The sequence below is a fragment of the Cyclobacterium sp. L-R genome, from assembly GCF_056859355.1.
Genome location: NZ_JBSXOH010000068.1, coordinates 13,999 through 34,857, shown reverse-complemented (window position 1 = coordinate 34,857; position 20,859 = coordinate 13,999). Strand labels below are relative to the sequence as shown.

21 protein-coding genes are annotated in these 20,859 nt (G+C 37.9%); 12 read left to right on the top strand and 9 right to left on the bottom strand.

Annotated elements, in window-relative coordinates:
- Window positions 1–177: 177 nt before the first annotated feature.
- Both AC13EX_RS10760 and AC13EX_RS10755 read right to left on the bottom strand, forming a co-directional pair.
- Window positions 178–912, bottom strand: coding sequence for a ZIP family metal transporter (locus AC13EX_RS10760; RefSeq protein ID WP_048641804.1), 735 nt, complete (start codon window positions 910–912; stop codon window positions 178–180).
- A gap of 12 nt (window positions 913–924) precedes the next feature.
- On the bottom strand, window positions 925–1,992 hold the full coding sequence (locus AC13EX_RS10755) for an FAD:protein FMN transferase (protein WP_048641803.1): 1,068 nt from the start codon (window positions 1,990–1,992) through the stop codon (window positions 925–927).
- A gap of 157 nt (window positions 1,993–2,149) precedes the next feature.
- Here AC13EX_RS10755 and ruvB point away from each other — a divergent pair, with 157 nt between their 5' ends.
- Window positions 2,150–3,187, top strand: a complete 1,038-nt coding sequence (gene ruvB / locus AC13EX_RS10750; protein ID WP_482892676.1) for a Holliday junction branch migration DNA helicase RuvB — start codon at window positions 2,150–2,152, stop codon at window positions 3,185–3,187.
- Between the two features lie 18 nt (window positions 3,188–3,205).
- Window positions 3,206–4,129: a tRNA epoxyqueuosine(34) reductase QueG gene (queG, locus tag AC13EX_RS10745; RefSeq protein ID WP_048641801.1), complete on the top strand. Its 924-nt coding sequence runs from the start codon at window positions 3,206–3,208 to the stop codon at window positions 4,127–4,129.
- A gap of 10 nt (window positions 4,130–4,139) precedes the next feature.
- Here the strand turns inward: queG and AC13EX_RS10740 are convergent, their stop codons facing one another.
- Window positions 4,140–4,736 (bottom strand): DUF6252 domain-containing protein, encoded by a 597-nt coding sequence (locus AC13EX_RS10740; protein ID WP_048641800.1) that lies wholly within the window; start codon window positions 4,734–4,736, stop codon window positions 4,140–4,142.
- 689 nt (window positions 4,737–5,425) lie between these two features.
- On the opposite strand from AC13EX_RS10740, the gene AC13EX_RS10735 reads away from it, so the two are divergent.
- From AC13EX_RS10735 to AC13EX_RS10715, 5 genes are all read left to right on the top strand, one after another.
- Window positions 5,426–5,872: a hypothetical protein gene (locus AC13EX_RS10735; protein ID WP_048641799.1), complete on the top strand. Its 447-nt coding sequence runs from the start codon at window positions 5,426–5,428 to the stop codon at window positions 5,870–5,872.
- Entirely contained in the window at window positions 5,872–6,564 is a 693-nt protein-coding gene (locus AC13EX_RS10730; protein ID WP_482892675.1) for a hypothetical protein, read from the top strand. The genes AC13EX_RS10735 and AC13EX_RS10730 overlap by 1 nt, the downstream gene beginning before the upstream one ends.
- Window positions 6,527–6,919 (top strand): membrane protein insertion efficiency factor YidD, encoded by a 393-nt coding sequence (gene yidD, locus AC13EX_RS10725; protein WP_048641797.1) that lies wholly within the window; start codon window positions 6,527–6,529, stop codon window positions 6,917–6,919. Before AC13EX_RS10730 ends, yidD begins: the two co-directional genes overlap by 38 nt.
- Window positions 6,916–7,743, top strand: coding sequence for a tetratricopeptide repeat protein (locus AC13EX_RS10720; RefSeq protein ID WP_339717868.1), 828 nt, complete (start codon window positions 6,916–6,918; stop codon window positions 7,741–7,743). The genes yidD and AC13EX_RS10720 overlap by 4 nt, the downstream gene beginning before the upstream one ends.
- Before the next feature lie 73 nt (window positions 7,744–7,816).
- Window positions 7,817–8,626 carry a hypothetical protein gene (locus AC13EX_RS10715; protein ID WP_339717867.1) on the top strand — a complete coding sequence of 270 codons (810 nt, stop codon included), beginning with the start codon at window positions 7,817–7,819 and terminating at the stop codon, window positions 8,624–8,626.
- On the opposite strand, the gene AC13EX_RS10710 is transcribed toward AC13EX_RS10715, so the two are convergent.
- From AC13EX_RS10710 to gltX, 3 genes are read right to left on the bottom strand one after another with little or no spacing between them, the layout of a single operon-like run.
- Entirely contained in the window at window positions 8,581–9,219 is a 639-nt protein-coding gene (locus tag AC13EX_RS10710; protein ID WP_482892674.1) for a porin family protein, read from the bottom strand. The genes AC13EX_RS10715 and AC13EX_RS10710 overlap by 46 nt on opposite strands.
- A gap of 46 nt (window positions 9,220–9,265) precedes the next feature.
- A complete protein-coding gene (locus AC13EX_RS10705) occupies window positions 9,266–9,460 on the bottom strand; it encodes a hypothetical protein (protein WP_048641793.1) in 195 nt (64 codons plus the stop codon).
- 33 nt (window positions 9,461–9,493) lie between these two features.
- Entirely contained in the window at window positions 9,494–11,029 is a 1,536-nt protein-coding gene (gene gltX / locus AC13EX_RS10700; protein ID WP_048641792.1) for a glutamate--tRNA ligase, read from the bottom strand.
- 138 nt (window positions 11,030–11,167) lie between these two features.
- On the opposite strand from gltX, the gene AC13EX_RS10695 reads away from it, so the two are divergent.
- The 3 genes from AC13EX_RS10695 (at window position 11,168) to AC13EX_RS10685 (ending at window position 12,916) form a co-directional block, all read left to right on the top strand.
- Complete coding sequence (locus AC13EX_RS10695) at window positions 11,168–11,776, top strand: hypothetical protein (RefSeq protein ID WP_048641791.1); 609 nt, start codon at window positions 11,168–11,170, stop codon at window positions 11,774–11,776.
- 177 nt (window positions 11,777–11,953) lie between these two features.
- Window positions 11,954–12,406 (top strand): phage portal protein, encoded by a 453-nt coding sequence (locus AC13EX_RS10690; protein ID WP_048641790.1) that lies wholly within the window; start codon window positions 11,954–11,956, stop codon window positions 12,404–12,406.
- 63 nt (window positions 12,407–12,469) lie between these two features.
- Complete coding sequence (locus tag AC13EX_RS10685; protein WP_048641789.1) at window positions 12,470–12,916, top strand: hypothetical protein; 447 nt, start codon at window positions 12,470–12,472, stop codon at window positions 12,914–12,916.
- A 558-nt stretch (window positions 12,917–13,474) separates the two neighbouring features.
- Here AC13EX_RS10685 and AC13EX_RS10680 read toward each other — a convergent pair.
- The 3 genes from AC13EX_RS10680 to AC13EX_RS10670 all read right to left on the bottom strand — a co-directional run bounded on the left by AC13EX_RS10680 (window position 13,475) and on the right by AC13EX_RS10670 (window position 18,167).
- Window positions 13,475–15,508: an LruC domain-containing protein gene (locus AC13EX_RS10680; protein WP_482892673.1), complete on the bottom strand. Its 2,034-nt coding sequence runs from the start codon at window positions 15,506–15,508 to the stop codon at window positions 13,475–13,477.
- A 197-nt stretch (window positions 15,509–15,705) separates the two neighbouring features.
- On the bottom strand, window positions 15,706–16,812 hold the full coding sequence (locus AC13EX_RS10675) for a glycerate kinase (RefSeq protein WP_482892672.1): 1,107 nt from the start codon (window positions 16,810–16,812) through the stop codon (window positions 15,706–15,708).
- On the bottom strand, window positions 16,809–18,167 hold the full coding sequence (locus tag AC13EX_RS10670; RefSeq protein WP_482892671.1) for an alanine/glycine:cation symporter family protein: 1,359 nt from the start codon (window positions 18,165–18,167) through the stop codon (window positions 16,809–16,811). The genes AC13EX_RS10675 and AC13EX_RS10670 overlap by 4 nt, the downstream gene beginning before the upstream one ends.
- Window positions 18,168–18,388: 221 nt before the next feature.
- Between AC13EX_RS10670 and proB the strand changes: the two genes are divergently transcribed.
- Both proB and AC13EX_RS10660 read left to right on the top strand, forming a co-directional pair.
- Window positions 18,389–19,474, top strand: a complete 1,086-nt coding sequence (proB, locus tag AC13EX_RS10665; protein ID WP_339712064.1) for a glutamate 5-kinase — start codon at window positions 18,389–18,391, stop codon at window positions 19,472–19,474.
- Window positions 19,475–19,501: 27 nt separating this feature from the next.
- A complete protein-coding gene (locus AC13EX_RS10660; protein WP_482892670.1) occupies window positions 19,502–20,752 on the top strand; it encodes a glutamate-5-semialdehyde dehydrogenase in 1,251 nt (416 codons plus the stop codon).
- Window positions 20,753–20,859 lie beyond the last annotated feature (107 nt).

Below are 20,859 nucleotides of genomic sequence, written 5' to 3'. Positions count from 1 at the left end.
GACAATGTCAGGGGTGAAGCCTGTCCCGTGTTTACGGGAAGTGTTGCAATCGCAAGAAAATCAGGCTGTTTGGAGATTTTAGCATAGCACCGCTATGGTGAAATTGAAAACAGCAACGAATTGGCTGATTTTGAAGCGATTTCAGCACGTAATAGATTGTCTATTGCCTATTTCGGGTTAAACAATAAACTCAGTCAAAATGGCCAAGACTGATGCCAAAAGTATTATTAATAATTTATGCAATTGAAAACGATGTTGCGGGGAACTTTCAAAAACAATAATGGTAGATATATGTAAAAACCCTCCTGCAACCAAGCCAAATAAAATATCCAATGTCTCCCTTCCTATCAATGAGCGATCAAAAAGAAAATCAGTGGAGAGCATTCCCAAGGGAGAGGCAAGCGCAAATAAAACCAACAACAGAATGGTCTTTAGCTTATCTAAACGAGACAGTAATACAGCTGCTAGGGCAAAGGCTTCAGGCATCTTATGCATTATCATTCCCATCAAAAGAGTTTCACTTCCATGATGATGCCCAGTCAGCATAGGTTGTTTTGAAAGCAAGGTACCTTCCAAAAAAGCATGCAAAAACAAACCTATCATCAAGGTCCATACGGTGTTTCCACCACCATGTCCTTTATGGTCATGAATATGTCCATGCTCAATCCCCGAAGACATAAAGTCTAAAACCTGCTGCAATAAAAACCCAATTAAAATATAAAGCCCCATAAAATAGGCCGATTCTTTATTGGCAAACAGTTCAGGGAAAATATGAAGAATAGTAATTGCAAAAAGGTAAGCTCCTGCAAATACCAATGCCAGTTTAAAACTTTTCTCGTTCCATCCAGGCACCAGTATGGCGACCAATCCTGCACCCAAGGCAGCAAAAAACAATAAAAGTACAGACAACATATTTAGGTTGGGTTATTTGGGTTCTTCTGCACTAACAGAAGTTAAAAACGGTGCAAGGCCATCACTTACATAAGATTGCATTTGACCTTGATCATCATTAAAGATAAGAAAGATCTCTAAACCTTCCACAGATTGCTGTATTTCCTTAGCGCGATCCATGCCCAACACCATAAAGGCGGTTGCATAGGCATCAGCCGTTATACAATCATCTGCCACAACAGTAGCACTTAACAAACGATGCACTACCGGGTAACCAGTAAATGGACTGATGGTATGTGAGTATTTTACACTGTCTTTAATATAAAAGTTGCGGTAGTTTCCTGAAGTAGCCAGCCCTTTATTTTCAAGGGCTACTATACTGTAGATTTCATTGGCCAAACCTTCTTCATCAGGATGAGATACTCCTACTTTCCACAGTTCACCTTTGTCATTTACACCATTTCCTTTTAGCTCCCCACCAATCTCTACCAAGTAGTTGACTATGCCTTTATCTTTCAAAAATTCAGCGATTACATCTACGCCATACCCTTTTGCAATGGCACTAAAATCAAGATAAACGTCCGTAGTGGATTTTTTTACTTCTTTATCATCAAAGGAGATTTTTTCAAAGCCTACACGCTCCATCAATTGTTTAACTCCTAAACTATCTTGCAAGGCAGGTCCTCCGGGACCAAAACCCCATGCATTGACCAAGGGGCCTATGGTAGGATCAAAAGCACCACCTGTGGCAGTAAACACCTCTTTACTGGCTTTTAAAACAGGGTAAAAATACATTGACTCATAAACCAATGAATCGTATTTATTCAATCTGCTTAATTCAGAATCTGAAATATAAGTAGAAAGAGCTTGGTTAAAATTAACCAAAATTGAATCAATGTCTTTCTTTAAATTTCGCCCTCCCGGATCTAAGTAGACTACCCTATAGGTAGTCCCCATTGTTTGCCCACTAAACACCATTTTAGGGTTATCTGAAGCCGGGGAAGCCACAGTTTCTTTATTCTGTCTATATAGGTAAACCATAAACACCACCAACAGCAACAAAATGCTGTAAATGATATTTTTTTTGGCTGATTTTCGCATAAAACAACGCCAGTTTTTATTTTCCCAAAGTTAATTCTATTTTTTCAATTGCCCATTGTTTTTAACTATTTCCATCGCTTATTGACAGATTGCAAACCTAGCAAAACCTGTAAAGCTCCGATGATTTTTCTATATTTGTAAGACATAGAAGGTACATATGAGAGAAGATTATCTGCGAGGTGACCAGGAAAGCTTTAGCACTGGAGATAAGGAAATAGAAAAAGCACTAAGACCATTAAGTTTTGATGATTTCACCGGTCAAAAAAAGACGGTGGAAAACATCAAAATTTTTGTGATGGCTGCTAGGAAAAGAAACGAATCATTGGATCATGTCTTACTTCATGGCCCTCCGGGTTTGGGTAAAACCACCTTAAGTCATATTATAGCCAATGAACTGGAATCAACCTTAAAAATTACTTCCGGCCCAGTTTTAGACAAACCTTCTGATCTCGCAGGATTATTAACCAACCTGGAAGAAGGAGACGTATTGTTTATCGATGAGATTCACCGCCTGAATCCCATTGTTGAAGAATACCTGTATTCGGCCATGGAAGATTTTCGAATAGACATCATGCTGGATTCTGGACCCAATGCCCGTACAGTTCAAATAAATTTAAATCCTTTCACACTTGTAGGGGCAACTACCAGGTCAGGACTTCTAACCTCTCCTTTGCGAGCCCGCTTTGGCATCAATGCGCGTCTTGAATATTACGATGCGAATTTGCTCAGCACTATCGTCAAAAGATCTGCAGCCATTTTAGGCACGCCCTTGGACAATGAAGCCGCATTTGAAATTGCCAGAAGAAGCAGAGGTACACCTAGGATTGCCAATAACCTTTTACGTAGAACCAGGGATTTTGCTGAAATCAAAGGCAACGGACGTATTACCTTTGACATTGCTCAAATCGCTCTAAATGCCTTGGAAGTAGATAGCAATGGACTTGATGAAATGGACAACAGAATTTTACTTACCATAATAAATAAGTTTGCAGGAGGTCCTGTGGGGATTTCCACCATTGCTACAGCTTGCGGAGAAGAGGCCGAAACCATAGAAGAAGTATACGAGCCTTTCCTTATCAAAGAAGGCTACCTCAAAAGGACAAGTAGAGGACGTACTGCCACAGAACTGGCCTATACGCATCTTAAAATTAAACCAAATATAGGCGGTCAGTCTGGCAACCTGTTTGAAAGTTAATGCCAAAATTATTAGTCTTTGAACATTCTCGCTAAGCATACCCAAATTGTCAAAAATACAGCGTCAAAACTAGGTTTTGATTACTGCGGTATTGCTGAAGCAACTTTTCTGGAGGAGGATGCTCCAAAACTAGAAGAATGGCTAAACAATAATTACCATGGCAAAATGGCCTATATGGCCAACCATTTTGACAAGAGGTTGGATCCACGGAAATTGGTAGAGGGGGCTAAATCTGTAGTCAGCCTTATGTACAATTATTACCCCCAGCAAAAACTACCCGAATCAGCCGAGGACCTAAAAATCGCCAAGTATGCTTATGGTGAAGACTATCACTTTGTGATAAAAGACAAACTAAAAGTATTTTTAGAGTGCTTAAAGGAAGAAATCGGCGAAGTAAACGGTAGGGTCTTTGTAGACAGTGCACCCGTAATGGAAAGGCAGTGGGCACAAAAATCAGGGCTAGGCTGGAAAGGGAAAAATAGCCTATTGCTTAACAAAACTTCAGGAAGTTTCTTTTTCCTGGCAGAACTAATCATCGATTTGCCATTAGCCTATGACAATCCTATTACTAAGGATTATTGTGGCACATGCACTCGATGCATAGATGCCTGTCCAACAGATGCCATCCTTCAGGACAATGTAATCGATGGGTCCAAATGCATATCTTATCTGACCATAGAACTTAAGGATGCCATTCCAGAGGATTTTAAAGGAAAAATGAAAAACTGGGTTTTTGGCTGTGATATATGCCAAGATGTGTGTCCGTGGAACCGATTTTCTAAACCACACCAAGAAGAAGCATTTCTTCCCCATGCTGATTTAGAAAAAATAGCATGGGAAGAAATGACAAAAGAAACTTTCAATAAAGTATTTAAGCGATCAGCCTTAAAAAGAACCAAATGGGAAGGCTTTCAAAGGAACATTTCCTTTGTGAAAAATTAAGTAAACGTGCTTAATATTCTACATTGGTAAACACACCGTCGGTAACATTTATATTGGCATCATTATCATCATCATAAGCTACAAAAGAAAACTTGCCTGAGACAAGCTCATTTTCCTTGTCCAGCTTTGTGATCTCAACACTAATAGACCCTGTAAGCAAAGTCAATCCTCCATATTCTGTACCTCCATTGCCTAATGAAGCTTTTGAAACTACACCTATTGCACCTGATGGATTTCCACTAGTAACATTCTCTTCAGTCACTTCATCAAATTTAGATCCAACCTTTAATTCTGAAAATTTATCGCCGTATAAGGCTAAATTAATGGTAGTTAAATGAGTACTACCAAAATCAAGCGCTGAAATACTTAACTCATAAACATCTCCATTCAAATCAAGATCTCCCTCCACCTCATCCAACTGAATAAAGGTGTCTTCATTTTCGACAGCACTGAAACTCTCACCATTAATTTTGGCTGTCATTACCTGAGAATCCGGATCGTCATCCTTGTCATCATCGTCATCAATTATATCAGAAAGGTTACAGCTACTCACAAATAATGTCAGCAAGGCAAATAGTAGGAAATGGTATTTTTGTTGTTTTCTCATAATATTAAAATAGTAGGTTACACAATATTAAAGCATCTAATTTGAAATTGGATAAATTTCAAGAAAAAATTATTTTATTAATAAAAACTTAATATATCTAGAAAATAAATTGACGGTGAATGATTGAAAAATAAATTCGCAAAAGCTTGATAGAAAAAAATGACTTAATCCTAAATCAATTTGAGTCTAGACTAGCCCATTTAAGCATGCTTTAAAAAACTGAATAAATTAAGTGGTACATTCTAAATTCCACATCTCAAAAACAGGATACGCAAAATATCTTAATTCCACTTTACATTATTAGTTAGTACCAAGACTGGATCACACTATATTTAAACTAAACACCTTACCTTATAACATAAGGACATACGCGATACCGCTAAATAAAAAACCATCAAATAGGATTACATATTGACCAAGCTAACCTTAATCCCATAATAAAAGTAAAAATAAATTGATGCAGGTACTTAAAATAAATTAATTGTTAACTCCTTAATTTTATATGAAAGGTGGATAGACTATTTTAACGAGGAATAGGTGAAATTGAACTTAAAATATTTAAAATTTTTATGTTTATAATAGTAGAAAATTAAAGTACACAAAATGAACTACTTTAATATTTCTTCAATACCGTCGTTGTTTAACATTTTTTAATATCTTTATACTCCAAACTTTAATAAATCTATACTATGAAAAAACTTATCGCATTCATTGTTCCATTTTTAATTACAGGAATCTCCTTTGGAGAAGAGATCAAACCTGATGTTTTGGACTTCAATTCAGCACTTATTGAAGCTCAATTTTCAGAGCTTGATCAATTGGAAGAATATGTTCTTTCCAATGAAGGAATTACTCTTAAAGAGGTAATGGCAAACCCTAATGCCTTTGATGTCAATCTTGACGCCAACATGTTAAATAATTTTGCAGTAAATGCAGGTGACCACCCTGTAGCAGGTATACCTTCTTTCCTTTGGGGATGTGTATTGGGTCCTGTTGGTATAGCAATTGTACATTTTGATGCTGAAGACAAAGACCAAACAAGAAAAGCAATTTGGGGTTGTGTTGCCCTAGGTGGCGTTTACGCTCTTTTAGTTGCAGCTTCTTACATCTTTGCTTTTTCTGCTTATCCGTTTTAATGAGGAAACTTATAAAAAGCTTACTAGTACTAGCACTAATTATACTGTTGCCTGAAAATTCTTTTGGGCAACAGTTTTTTAGGGTTAGTGCTGATTTTTCCATCAAGGAAAAAATCACTGATGGAACATCTAAATTAATTGTGGGAAAGGTTTATTATGACCTTTCAGCAGAGAAAATTATTTACGACATCACCTTTCCCGAGCCAGAAACATGGGTACTTCAGGACACTACATTATATCGGTTTCAGTCCAATAAATTATTGGGGAAAACCTCATCATTTATCATTCCTAATTCCTCTTTTTTCCATTACACCTTGTCAGGACAACTGGCGAACTTCGGATTAAAAGACAGTGGGTACACTATCATAGATGTCACAAAACAAGAAGAACAAATTCTGACTACTTGGGAACCCAAAGATGAAAAAGTTAAAAGCTTGATGGGTAAAGTAATCATGTCTAATTTAGATAAAAAATTACAAGCCATTGCATTTTACAATCCCAATAAGGACCTGTTGAGCAAGCAGTTTTATAAAGCCTATATCAACGTATCCGGTTGTGAATTCCCTACAGAGATTACTCAAATAAACTACCACGATCAAGGTCAAAACTACCAGGTTACTACCTATAAAAACGTGGTAATAAACGAAAAAGGAAATGAAATTATTTACGATTACAAGCTTCCTGATTTGTAGCTTAACCGGAATAACCTTCGCCCAATCCAAAAATGAAGTCCTTGATTTCAAAGACTTACTTTCCGAAAAAAAAGAAGAGGTGCATTACAAGGCCGCTGAGGAAAATAAAAATGAAATTGAAACTGTTTTCTCAGGACTGTTTAAGGTATACAAAAACTTCATCTCCTCACAAGATGGTTCAAATTGCGTCTTTTATCCTTCCTGTTCTGAGTATGGGCTTTTAGCTGTAAAGAAATATGGCGTATTGTTAGGGGCCGCGAATACTATGGACCGCCTTACAAGGTGCAATGGTCTAAGTCCTGAAAAATATACCTGGACAGAAGACAGAACCCTAATGGTAGATGAATTGAAATGAAGTACTTGCTTGCAGTGATGATACTGCCTTTTTTTGCGCTTTCAGGACATGCTCAAAACTTATATGATTTTGAAAATTCAGCAGCTTTCGCAAGCTACCTGAGACAAACCAACCAGTTTGAACTGGCCATACCCGAGTATGAAAGACTCGTTTTTATGAAGCCAGGAAATGTCTCACTGGAAAAAGACTTATTGGCTGTTTATTGGGAGGCGGATATGTGGGAAGTAGGGATAAACCGAGCGTTGAACCTATACCCTGATGAAAATAAGATTCCCGGTGAACTGGCTTTTGAATACTTGGCCTTAAGGTTTAAGAACAAGCAATACAACCAAGCCAACACTTTCGCAAAAAACAACAACAACTTAAAAGAAACCGAAAGGTACTTTTACTCTGGAACATCCTATGCATTAAAACACGAATGGAAGCCTGCCTATGAAGCTTATAGCCATCTGTCAGAAAGCAACTTTCAATCTGCCGAACAGTACATCACCATTACCAGACAAGCCCTTGAGGAAAAACGAAAAAGCCCAGCTCTTGCTGCTATTATGTCAACCATAGTCCCGGGTTCTGGAAAAATCTATACAGGAGACTGGAAAGACGGTTTGGTCGCACTACTCTTCGTTGGTTCCACAGCCTGGCAAGCCCAAAGAGCCTTTCAAAGGCAAGGGGTAGAAAGCGTTAGAGGCTGGATCTTTGCTTCAATTTCTTTAGGCTTCCATGTAGGAAATATTTTTGGTTCTCATAAGTCTGCAACATTGATTAATCTTAGAAAAGATGAATTCCATCAAAATAAAATCGAGCATTTATTTTATTCTAATTTTTAACTTTAGTTGTATAACTTCAGTAATTAGTCAGGCCCAAACTGTAAGTCAAACATTTGATTACGGCCTGAACCTAATGGAATTAAATAGACCAAAGGAGGCCATTGCTGCATTTCAGCGTGTTCTGTTTTTTGGAGATGAGGGCTTCCAACAAAAAGTTTTTCCCAATATCGCCAAATGTTACTTTCTCCTGGAAGACTTTTCTACTGCCTCTAGGTATTATGACCTGGCCTATTTTGCAGCCACAACCGACTCTGTCAAAACCGATTTCACTTTTAAGAAAATTGAAAGTCTGGTACGTGAAAAATCATTCCCTTTTGCAAAAGTTGAGTTATACAACCTACCTGAAGAGCTTTCACCTGTTTTGTCCAACAAGAAATCCTTCTATTCAGGAGTAATCCATTATGCCCTGGGTGAATACGAAGAATCAAAAGCTAGCTTTCTAAACATCGTGCCGGAGGATGCAAAACAAAAAGCGATCATTGAATCATTTTCAAAATTAACGAAGGTAGAAAAAATCAATCCTAAAAAAGCGCGTATAATGAGCATGATCATTCCAGGCCTGGGGCAGTTTTATGCAGGTGATGTAAGAAATGGAATAAATTCACTAGTGCTCAACGGATCCTTTGCCTACCTGACCTTGCAGACCATGTTCAATTACTCTATCTGGGATGCTGCTATTTCCATATTGCCATGGTACCAAAGATACCATATGGGAGGTTACAATAGAGCTGAAGAGGCTGCTCATGAAAAGATAAGAAGGAAAAAAGCAGAAATATTTCAAGAAATCATTATTACTGTTGCCTCTGCCCAACAACCGATGGAAATGACAAGGTCAAATCAGTCCAGCACCTTGAATAAATACGCTAGGGAAAATTCCAATTGAGTGAAGTTGATGTCAAAAATCCTGTCCTGAGCTTCCGGGTTTCCAAATTCATAGGAATACCTAACTTCTCCCTGAAGGGTGCTTTTTCCAAACAGTTTGCTCAAGCCAACTCCAGCAGTAATTCCATACATTAATTTCCTCGGAGTATCCCCTGCCTGACCATAGGTAGGAATCACCAAATCCCCTTCAACAACTCTTTTTACATCTTTCACATCTAGGAGATAGCCTAAATGAGGGCCGATTTTTATATGAAATCTTCCTGAGTTCCCTAAATAAAAATTGGAAATGACGGGTACTTTTAAATACGTGAAACTTGTTTCATTTCCTGTATTAACGGAATCCGTAGCAGCATAGCCTGTAGTTAAAAGTTGAAACTCAATTTGAGCCCCCGCATTCTTTTCAAAAAATTGCTCAATAACTAATCCATAGCTTGGCGCATTGAAACCAGTAACATCCCTGGGAAAAGCACCCAGGGATGTCCTATATGTTGCACTAGACTGTGTAAATCCTGCTTTTAAACCAATACTGGTTTGGGCCAATAAATTCCCTATTGCGAAAAAAGTAAAAAACAGAAAAAAACATACAGACTTCATGGCTCATCAAATGGTCTTATTCGCACTAATTAAAGGGTGCATCCACCTATTTTTTCTTCTCTTCCTTGCTGTCCTCTCTGTCTCGCAATTTCTTATCATCAACATTCTTGTTCAAAAATGCATTGATCTTGTCAATAGAAAATGAGCTAGAAATCTCTCCAAATGAATTGATATTCATTTTAAAACCTTCCAATTCCTCATTTACTTTGGGAATATCTTTCTTTTTTGAATTCTTAGCCATGCTCCCAGGGTTTAAAGTACACACTACCTGAAATTAGGTAGCGTTTATATTCTTTAACGCAAAATTAATTCTTTCGATTAATTCTTCTCTTCCTAATATTTCGAAAATCTGCATAAGATCCGGACCTGCCCCTACTCCTGTAATGGCAAGACGTACCGCCTGCATTATCTTTCCTAATTTAATTTCTTTCTCCTCAGCAGTATCCCCCAACATGGTCCTTGCCATATCGGCTGTAAGTGCAGTGGTGATTTTGTTTAGTTTTTCTTCAAAAGCAGTCAAAACAATCACTACATTCTCATTCCACTTCTTATCAACGATTTGTTGGTCAAACGTTTTGGGTGCAAAAACCATAAAACGTCCTTCCTTCCATAAGTCACCAGGAAAAGTAGCTCTCTCTTTCATTAGAGATACAATCTTTTCTGCTTTTTCCGTACTAATGCTTACATTTTCCTTGTCCAGGTCTGAAAGCAAATAGGCAGATAGCTCAGTATTGCTTTTATTTTTCAGGTATTGTTCATTGTACCATTTTGCCTTATTGATGTCAAATTTGGTTCCTGACTTACCTATTCTTTCAATTGAAAATGCTTCAATCAATTCATCTATATTGAATATTTCACGTTGATCTCCAGGGTTCCAACCTAAAAAGGCTAAGAAATTCAAGAAAGCATCAGGCAAATAACCTGCTTCCTTAAATCCATCTACCAACTCACCGTTCTCTGGACTGGTCCAGTTTAAAGGGAATATTGGGAAACCATGCTTATCAGCATCTCTCTTGGACAATTTGCCGTTGCCATCAGGCTTCAACAACAATGGCAAGTGAGCAAATTGAGGCATGCTATCTTCCCAACCCAAAAACTTATACAACAACACATGAAGAGGAGCAGATGGCAACCATTCTTCACCTCTTATCACATGAGTAATGCCCATCAAATGATCATCTACAATATTAGCCAGGTGATAAGTAGGCATACCGTCAGATTTCATCAAAACTTTGTCGTCAAGGGAATTAGAATGAACCATAACCCATCCACGCACCATGTCATTTAATCTAACTTCTTCCTTTCTTGGTATTTTGATTCTAATCACATAAGGATCACCTGAATCCAACCTCGCTTTTACCTCATCTGCTGGAAGAGTTAGCGAATTTTTCATCTGCGTTCTTGTGATAGAATTGTATTGAGGAGAAACTACTCTTGCCGCGGTAAGGCGCTTTCTCATCTCATCAAGCTCATCCGAAGTATCAAATGCATAATAGGCATGTCCCTGATCCAAAAGATATTGGGCATACTCCATGTACATTGCCTTCCTCTCTGATTGGCGATAGGGACCTACTTCACCAGGATTCCACGGACTTTCATCAGGTTCAATCCCAATCCATTCCAAGGAATTTTTGATGTATTCTTCTGCGCCAGGTACATACCTGTTTTGGTCTGTATCTTCAATCCTTAACAAAAACTTTCCACCAGTTTTTTTGGCAAAAAGATAATTGTACAATGCAGTCCTTACACCGCCTATATGTAAAGCTCCTGTAGGTGATGGAGCAAATCTAACGCGTACTTCCTTACTCATAAAATAGCAATCTGTTTCAATTTAAGAGGGCAAAGATAATCAATAAATAACGAAATCGCCGGAATCTAACCCAAAGTATTGTCAATGTACCTTATAACTTAAACTATATATCAGCTATACTTGTTTAATACGCTAATCATGGCAAATTCCCCATCCAATAATGACACCTCCCAAAAGGAGATGTTTAAGCTTTTGAAAATTTTCGGTTTGACATCCCTTGGACTAGTTCTTGTCCTTTCTTTATTCAATGGGCATAGAGCGAATAATTCAGGTGAAGACCCTACCTTCAAAATAAAAGATGCCGGCCTGTTGTTTTTCTACAACCTCAGAAGAATTGATTATCAGGTGCAGCGCTTGACTGAGGCCAAAATTGAAATCTATACCCATTCTTCTTTTGAGAAAGACAGCACCCAAAACACCCTTCTATTGGACTTAATACTAAATAAAAACAAACAAACAGCCTTTCTTTATATGAAACCTCAAGGTGTTTTTCTAAAGAGTGAAAGCTTAAAATTGAGGAATGGAAAACTGCCAAATCAAGAGACTTTGACATTAAACATAGGAACTGCTGATCGACACATACATCTGGAAGCTTCAAAAAAAATAATCCAATGGCTCCAACAAGAAGAAGGATTTGTGGAAGTTTTCAGCAACAATAAATGGAATAACTTGTTTCAAAATAAAAATCAAAAAGAGGCGTTTAACGCAACCTTCATTGATTTCCTTAAAATCACAGCAAATAAGTGATTTCAAAATGAAGCGTAAAATCATTACCCAAGGCTCATCAAGTACAATAAAATTGTATTCAGGCTTTGGAATCGATCTACGAAACCCATTGTGATTGCTTTCGATATTTATTAGCTTTAACTTATTGTGATTGGCGGATTTTAGGTAATCAAAGAAATTGCCCTTAAATGAATTATTATGGAATTAAAAAGAATTGACAATCTTTGGCATTTTTTTGCAACCCAAAACCAATTGTTTTTAAAAAAACACATCGACAATAAAGTCCTTTATGTTTTTAAAAAAAATAAAATTCAGTTAATCCATTCTTTTAATCCACGCTTTACAGCACAATCTAGTTTAAGTATTGGTCCCGAATCCTTCGAGATGGGCGTGGAAACTTATGCAGCTAGCAAAAAAAGATTTGGCCTTCCAACTGCCTTAAACCTCCACCAACGGCTGTTTTTTCCAAAAGAGTTACTTAAGCTTACCTCCCGTTACTCGCTTATAATCGAAAAGGACCGTTTTAAAAACCTCCGAGTAACATTGGAGCCATTTATTCCAAAAAACATTAAGGACACAAGTGCACCAATCAATTTAATTTGTGAAACGCTCTGGTCCTTTAGGTATTTTTCCAATACCGTCAAAAATTAGATCCTATTCACATTAAAATTATAAAAGCTGGATTTTATAAAAGTTTCCTTTTTAACTTTGACTATGAATAATCCCTCAGATACACCCGAATTTCCAATGTTCACTATGTCCAATAGAGGCATATTGCTCCTAAGTGGAATATATACGGCTGCCTGGGCAGCTTTTTTCAAATGGTTCGGCCCTCAATTGTTTTCTTGGCTGTCAATGCAAGCCTACCTTGAGGACTCCATGCCAACGGGCTTTTATGGCTCGATTGGTATCATTGCTGGCGTTTCCTTGCTATTATCTGCCTTTTACCCCATTAGCTGGATATACTTGTTGGCTGCAGGGGTATTTGGAAAACTTGTAAGCATCCTTACTTTCCTGCTTCTATATATGCCCAATTTAGAATGGAACAAACGAATTGCTTTCCATATTATTTTTAATGAAGCCCTATGTCTATTACTCATAGGGATAATGTTATGGAAAGCTTGGCAGGTAAGAAAGTACTTGCAAACACTTCCTGAATAAAACATTAAACCCGAAATATGCAATAGACATTCTATTACGTGCTGAAATCGCTTCAAAATCAGCCATTTCGTTGCTGTTTTCAATTTCACCATAGCGGTGCTATGCTAAAATCTCCAAACAGTCTGATTTTCTTGCGATTGCAACACTTCCCGTAAACACGGGACAGTCTTCACCCCTGACAGTCAGGGCGGAGAAATTCTATTACATAATCCGGGTTAAATCATGAATGGATGGGCCGCTGAATATTTCTGTTGTAGCTTAATCTTAACTTATATGAGATCGATTATTTGAAGCAATTTATATGCTGCATCTAGAAATAAAGTTTGCCTTTAGCCGGTTTATAATTTGAAAGAGTTAATTGATAGTTGCTGCTATCATTGGAAATTAATTCTTTTGGTAAATCATGAATAACACGCTATGAAAAACCCATAAACAGAAATTAAAAATTTAATTTCAATACACCTACAATGCATAAAAGTAAGTCTTTTGCCTATTTCAAATAAAAAATAAGAACCCCTCCAAAACAACGGTAGGGATTCTTATTAATAGTTATTGCAATTATTTTTTATAAATAACAGAAGAGTTTAATTGACCATCCGTATCTAAGTACCAATCTAAATAAGATCTTCCTCCAGATTTTGCCCAATCAGAAAACCTGCTGTAGGCCTTTGTGAAATCCACCTTTTCCTGTGTGTAAGGAATACTTTTTGGGATATGAAGTGCCCAGTTAAATCCTTTTTCACTTAGGAAATACTTACCATCCATTGTAGAACTAATATCATCTCCAGTTTTAAACAAATCCTTATCCATCAAATCGGTAGGTTGTTTGTTCATCAGGTGGACTTCCCTACCTCTTTCCTGATTAATAATCATAAATGGATTATAAGGGGCAGTACCCAAATCAGCCTTCTGAATGGCTTCTTCGAACACTATTTTGACCCGAATGGTATCTTCCTCCTGATGAGGGTTATCCGTTGATACATTGGCGAGAAAAGGTAACTTATCATTGACATCATCAATAATGATTACAGTTGCTAAATTCTGCGCTTGCTCTACCCCATTTGATAGGGTTTTGATTTTACCTGTTTTCAATCTGTTACCTTCTACACTCAATACCTGATCTGCAGAAACAGGTAGTTGAATACCAAAACCATTTCGGTATCCCGCTCCAGTGGCACGAACCACTGTAGTCAGCTGAATCTCCTTTATGTGGTTTTTTGCATTTGATATTTCATTGACATTGTAGTCGATTACCAAATCATTCATGTCGTAATCACCAAAGCTTGGCCAAAGATCTTCAAACAACAAGGTCCCAAAGGTATTGGGTCCTGGAGAATAATTATTGAAGGCCCTTTCAGCATCTTCAGGATAAGCATCTTCATTGTCCGCCACACCATCTTTGTCATTGTCCTTTTCACTGGTATCAATAGGAACGTAGTCAGATACATCCACACTTGTGATAGGGTTCCATGAAGCATAAAACAACACATCATTAAAATCATGATCACAATCTCGATAATCCCTACGAATATCTTCCCAAGACAGTAAAAGTACTCGTGCTGTAGCATCGTATAAAAATGCCATTTGGTCTCTTACAGCTGTATTTTTATTGTCTGTATTTAAATCTTTATCCGCATAAAAAATACCATTCCCATTAGATACATTATTTCTTTGCCAACCATTAGAAATCAAAAACCAACCGATATAAGTATCCTTTTCAAAGGCACCGTCCTTTGGCCCATTCAACTTCACTTTATCGCCAGAACTTAATATTCCTGCCTGAGCATTGGGGAAAATGATCGTTTTATTTTTGATATCAGCTGCAGTTTTTGGCGCTTCCCCTTTTTTATAATAATAGTAACCAATCGAATTCCTATAGGACCCACCTGTATGCACATAGGTAACCCAAACTTCAGCATCTTCACTTACAAACAATTCACGTTCATACTTATCTTCCAAAACTTTTGGATTGTGCTTTCTTACGTCTGATTGCTCGGGAAGGCTTGTATTGATATTCTTAAGGAGCTGGGTGGTGATTTTGTCTGGAGTTAATAAGTAATTTGGTTTACCTTGACTATTCCATGAACCTAGGGTAAGGAAATCCTCATTGGTTGATGCTATTCTGGCATTGGTATTCCCCTCCTCACTTTCATAATATTCATCTGGTAATATGCTTGGGTTTGCTGCGGAGTATGCATAAGTAGCTTGAGTACCCGTCAAAGGGATTATAGCTACCGGCTCTACCCCAATATAATCGGAACGAACCCATAACTCTTCCAGATAACCCGGAATGTCTATAAAGGTGGTGGCAGTCCCTTGCTCATTTAGCCGGACTGTTTGCAATAACTCTCCACCTTTTAGGGGGTTATTGTCATAAATTTTATAAACGACAAAGGGAATAGGGTTGTCGTCACGGTTTGTTGCCGATAAGTTAAATGTGACTTTTTTGGTAGTGGAAAAATCAAAACCGGATGGAAGCTCCATACCAAGATAGCCCTCTTTGGTTCCTGAATTAACTAGTTCATCATTTGGATCACAGGCAGTAAGGGACACCACTAATCCCAAGATCAGTAATAAGCTGTTGTTTTTCATAATATAAAAAAAAAAGTTAAAATAAAAATCACTCTTAATGAGTACGGCAAAGGTAATAATAAAAAATCTGTTGCACTTGTATTTTTATTAATGGAATCCTATCTACACTTTAAGAAAAAACTAAATAAGCCCTATATATAGGTGTAAATAACAATTTAACCTGTATATAATAGTTTTTTCTATATATATAAATTTATTTAAAAATCTTTCTCATTTAACTTATTAAACACAGCCTGTTTCAGGTTTCCCTTAGCCCTTTCTTGAATATTTGACAAGTTAAAATCCAGGTCTGGCAACTTAATTACTTCATCAAAACCAGCTTCATCAGCTTCATCACCTGAAGTAATTAACCATATTTTTTTGCCTTTTTTGTGTGCCAGTTGCAGTAGCTCAAAACTTCCTTTACCATGGGCAGATTGGCTGTCATACCTCCCCTCTCCAGTTACAATCAAATCTGCTGAATCAATCATTTTTTCCATCTCTATTTTCTCAAAGAAAAAATGCGCCCCTTGGGCTATTTCTGTCGGAAAAAAGGCACTTAACCCTAGCGCAATACCGCCCGCAGCACCAAAACTAGGCTGATCATCAATTGTTTTTTTACTCGCTTTCTCAAATAGCTCATAAACTTTTTTGGAGGCATCTACAAACAATTTTTGGTCATCTGCTTTCAAGCCCTTCTGAGGACCAAAAACAGGAATAGCTCCATTGTCCCCAAAAAAAGGATTGCTCACATCACACAAGCAAGTAAACGAAATTGAAGGGAGATTGCCATTAAATCTTATATGGGCAATCTTTTGCAGGAAGTAAGGACTAAATGGGGCCAATTCATCACCTTTCTCATCAAGGAAGATTATACCTAATGCAGCCAATATTCCAATCCCCATGTCTACTGTAGCACTACCTCCCAATCCCAATACAATGTTTTTAGCCCCCTTTGAAATGGCTTCTTTTATTAATTCACCAGTTCCATAAGTACTACTTACCCAAGGATTCAACTCATCTGATGCAAGCCATTTGACACCTGAAACTGTAGAAACATCTAGATAGGCTGTTTCCGAAATTGGATCATATCCAAAAAACCCATCCCTAGCTCTCCCTATAGGGTCACATACCTGTTCGTGAAACTTCATCAAACCTAAATGCTGAATTAGCAGATAACAGGTTCCATCACCCCCATCGGCTATAGGGGCAGTCTTTACAACGCTCCCTTTATCCTCTGCCTGTATCAGGTTTTGGATGATTTTTGCGGCCTCATCAGCTTCAATGCTTCCTTTAAATGCATTAGGTGCTATTAACCAATTCATTGATTGTCCTGGGTTTTCATTCTTCTAAAATAGTCTTTTGTCGCTGCTATGACCTTTGGCGAAAGATAAATAGCAGAGATCATTGTCGGGAATGCCATGATGGCATACATGCCATCCACAAAACTCATCACCACACTAAGGGAAGTAACGGCCCCTACAACGATAGTGATCAAATAGAAATAATTATAATAATTCGCTTTATCTGCCCCAAATAAATAATTAAAACATTTATGACCATAATAGGAATAGGTGAACATGGTAGATAGCGCAAACACGAGCACTGCTACCACCAAAATATACTTACCTATTCCTGGTAATCCTTTTTCAAAAGCAGACAAAGTAAGTAAAACACCATCTTGCTCCCCTGTTTTCCAAACACCCGTGACCATGATCACCAAAGCAGTAAGGGTACAAACCACAATGGTATCTATAAACGGCCCCAGCATAGCGATCAACCCTTCTCTTACTGGCTCACTGGTTTTTGATGCACCATGAACCATCGGTGCTGTCCCGATACCTGCCTCATTTGAAAACGCCGCTCTACGGGCACCTGTAATAATCACTTGTCCTACAGCCCCTCCTAAAACGGCTTTGCCTGTGAAGGCATCTTCAATAATAAACCACAACATTTCTGGGATTTCACCCATATTCTTATACAATATAACAAATACACCCAAGAAATACATGGTCACCATAAAAGGAACAAGCCTTGAAGCTACTTTTGCTATTCTTTGAATCCCTCCAAGTATAACTATCGCTACCAATAGCATCATGGTAATGCCAATAATCCAACGGGTAGACTGCCCATGATCTAACCCCATAGGCCGCAACATTACCACACGTAACACTTCTGTCAACTGGTTGGCTTGGAAGATGGCCAATAAACCCATAATACCGGCAACACAAAAAATAATGGAAAGAAAGCGCCATTTTTTACCCATACCTTCTTCAATTACATACATTGGTCCCCCCTGAACATGTCCAGAGGAATCTTTACCCCTATACATGATTGCTAAAGTACAAGTGAAGAATTTTGTAGCCATGCCCACAAATGCAGATATCCACATCCAAAAAATAGCGCCAGGTCCACCTGTACCTATGGCCAATGCTACTCCACTTATATTTCCCAGACCAACAGTAGCCGCAATTGCTGAAGATAAAGCCTGTAATGAGGTAATGTCCCCCTTTGCATTTGGATCATCGTATTTCCCTCCCACGACTTTCATCGCATGCCTTAATCCTCTAAAAGGAATAAAACCAGAATAAACCAACATGAAAAACCCTCCGCCCATCAAAAGAAGCAATAAGGGTGTACCCCAGATCCAATTACTAAATGCGATAATTAACTCTCCCAAATGTGATATAATTTTTAACTTTAAACTCGATATAGCCAAAAGCCCATCTTTTACATTGAAAAATCAATTGCAAAAACCAGGCTAAATAATTGTTATTAATTGTACAAAGTAATCAATAAATCCTTAAATACCCCTGACCAACTTCGATAAATGAATTTTCATAGTTAGTCTATTTAATGAATCTTTCTAATTTTGCATTTATTACCTAATTCTAAAAGAAAATGAACCATAAAACCAACACCATCGTCATCAAGATAGGCTCCAATGTACTAACCATGGAAGATGGTAGTCCAGACCTAATCAGAATGGCAAAACTGGTTGATCAAATGGTCTTTCTTTTAGGGAAAGGGTTGAAAGTGGTATTGGTAACTTCAGGGGCGGTAGCTTTTGGGAGAAAATCTCTGCCCCTTATTCCTAAGACTGATGCCATATCTAAAAAACAAGTTTGGGCTTCTATCGGTCAGATTGAACTGATCCGCCGCTACAAAGAATTGTTCTCTAAACATGGACATCCTATCGCACAATTAATGGTAACCAAGGAAGATTTTCGGGACAGGACGCATTACCTCAACATGAAAAATTGTCTGGATGGCTTATTGAAAAACAATGTGGTACCGGTCATTAATGAAAATGATGCCGTTGCTGTAACAGAACTAATGTTTACCGATAATGATGAGTTGGCAGGACTGGTGGCCGCAATGATTGATGCTGATAGCCTGATTTTACTTACCAATGTAGATGGCATATACAAAGGCCACCCTTCAGATCCTTCCTCTGAGTTGATCACTTTTGTAGGACAGAAAATGCCGGATTTAAGTCAATATATCTCCACCCATAAATCCTCCTTCGGACGTGGTGGAATGCTCACAAAAATGACCATGGCAAAAAAATCCGCTAACCTTGGAATTGAAGTTGCGATTGCCAATGGAAAGAAGGATGAGGTGCTAATCGCATACTTTAATAAGGAACTAAAATGCACTTATTTTGAACCGGGTAAATCTAAGGATAACCATAAAAAATGGATCGCTCACAGTGACAACTACTCTAAAGGAGAAGTTACCATCAATGAGGGTGCTCAAAAAGCATTGTTATCGGATAAAATCACAAGTTTATTGCCTGTAGGTATTCTCTCAATCAAAGGGAATTTTCTCAAAGGAGATATCATTCGAATTGTAGATCCAGAAGGAACAAGGCTTGGACTAGGAAGAGCTGAATACAATGCAAATACGGCTCATGAAAAAATTGGCCTCAGTGGTCAAAAGCCATTGGTACATTATGATTACCTTTATATTTCTGAATTAAACTGATACCTGTTGGTATAAAAAATATTTCTAATGGACAACCAGGAAAACACCTTTATAAAAACACTGGAAGCAAGCAAAAGCCTCTCTCTTCTATCGGAAGATAAAATCAACAAAATTTTAGATGATTTGGCGATGGCTGCCATAAAATACACTCCAGAAATTCTTGATGCCAATCAGGAAGACTTGGATCGAATGAATCCCAATGATCCAAAATATGACCGCCTTAAGTTGACTGAAGAAAGGTTGGAAGGGATCGCTAGTGACCTTATCAATGTGGCCAAGCTAGACACTCCTCTTGGAGATCTAATTTCTGAAAGAACCCTGGCCAATGGATTAGAATTGAAAAAAATAAGGGTACCTATTGGTGTAATAGGCATTATATACGAGTCCAGACCAAATGTAACATTTGATGTTTTTAGCCTTTGTCTTAAAACAGGTAATGCCTTAATACTTAAAGGAGGTTCGGATGCCTATGCTTCCAACTCATGCATTTTGAATGTTATTCACAAAGTATTGAAGAAAAACAATATCTCTACGGATATTGTAAGCCTTCTACCTGCAGGAAGAGAGGCTACCAAAGCCTTGCTACAAGCGGTAGGTTTTGTGGACATGATCATTCCACGAGGAAGCCAAGGGCTTATCGATTATGTTAGAGAAAACTCCAAAGTTCCTGTTATAGAAACAGGGGCAGGTATAGTCCATACTTACTTTGATCAATCAGCAGACCTTCAAAAAGGCACTGAAATATTACTGAATGCCAAAACAAGAAGGGTAAGTGTATGCAATGCACTGGACTGTTTATTGGTACACCAAAGCCGAATCGGTGATTTGGAAGCAATGACCTTGCCACTTGCAAAGAAAGAGGTAGTAATCTATGCAGATGAAAAAGCCCATAAGGAGTTAGAAGGAAAATACCCTAAAAACCTGCTTAAGCATGCTTCCGAAGAACATTTTGGTACAGAATTTCTTTCCATGACAATGTCCCTTAAAGTAGTGGAAGACATAACCGAAGCCTTGGAACACATCGCCAAATACAGTAGCAAACACAGTGAAGCAATCATCGCAGAAAATGAGAAAACAATAGACCATTTTCTGAGAGCTGTGGATGCCGCAGCCGTATATGCCAATGCCTCCACAGCATTTACAGATGGAGCGCAGTTTGGTTTAGGTGCAGAAATAGGTATTAGTACACAAAAACTTCATGCTAGAGGACCAATGGGCTTAGTAGAAATGACCTCTTATAAGTGGGTAATTAGAGGCAATGGTCAAGTAAGAAATTGATCATTCGCCTCATGGTAATCAATACCCAAATACGTAAATTAAAAGCTTTGTTGCTTTTGACCTCAGTTTGTGTGCAAGTTTAGCAATATGAGCTAAACTTGCACATA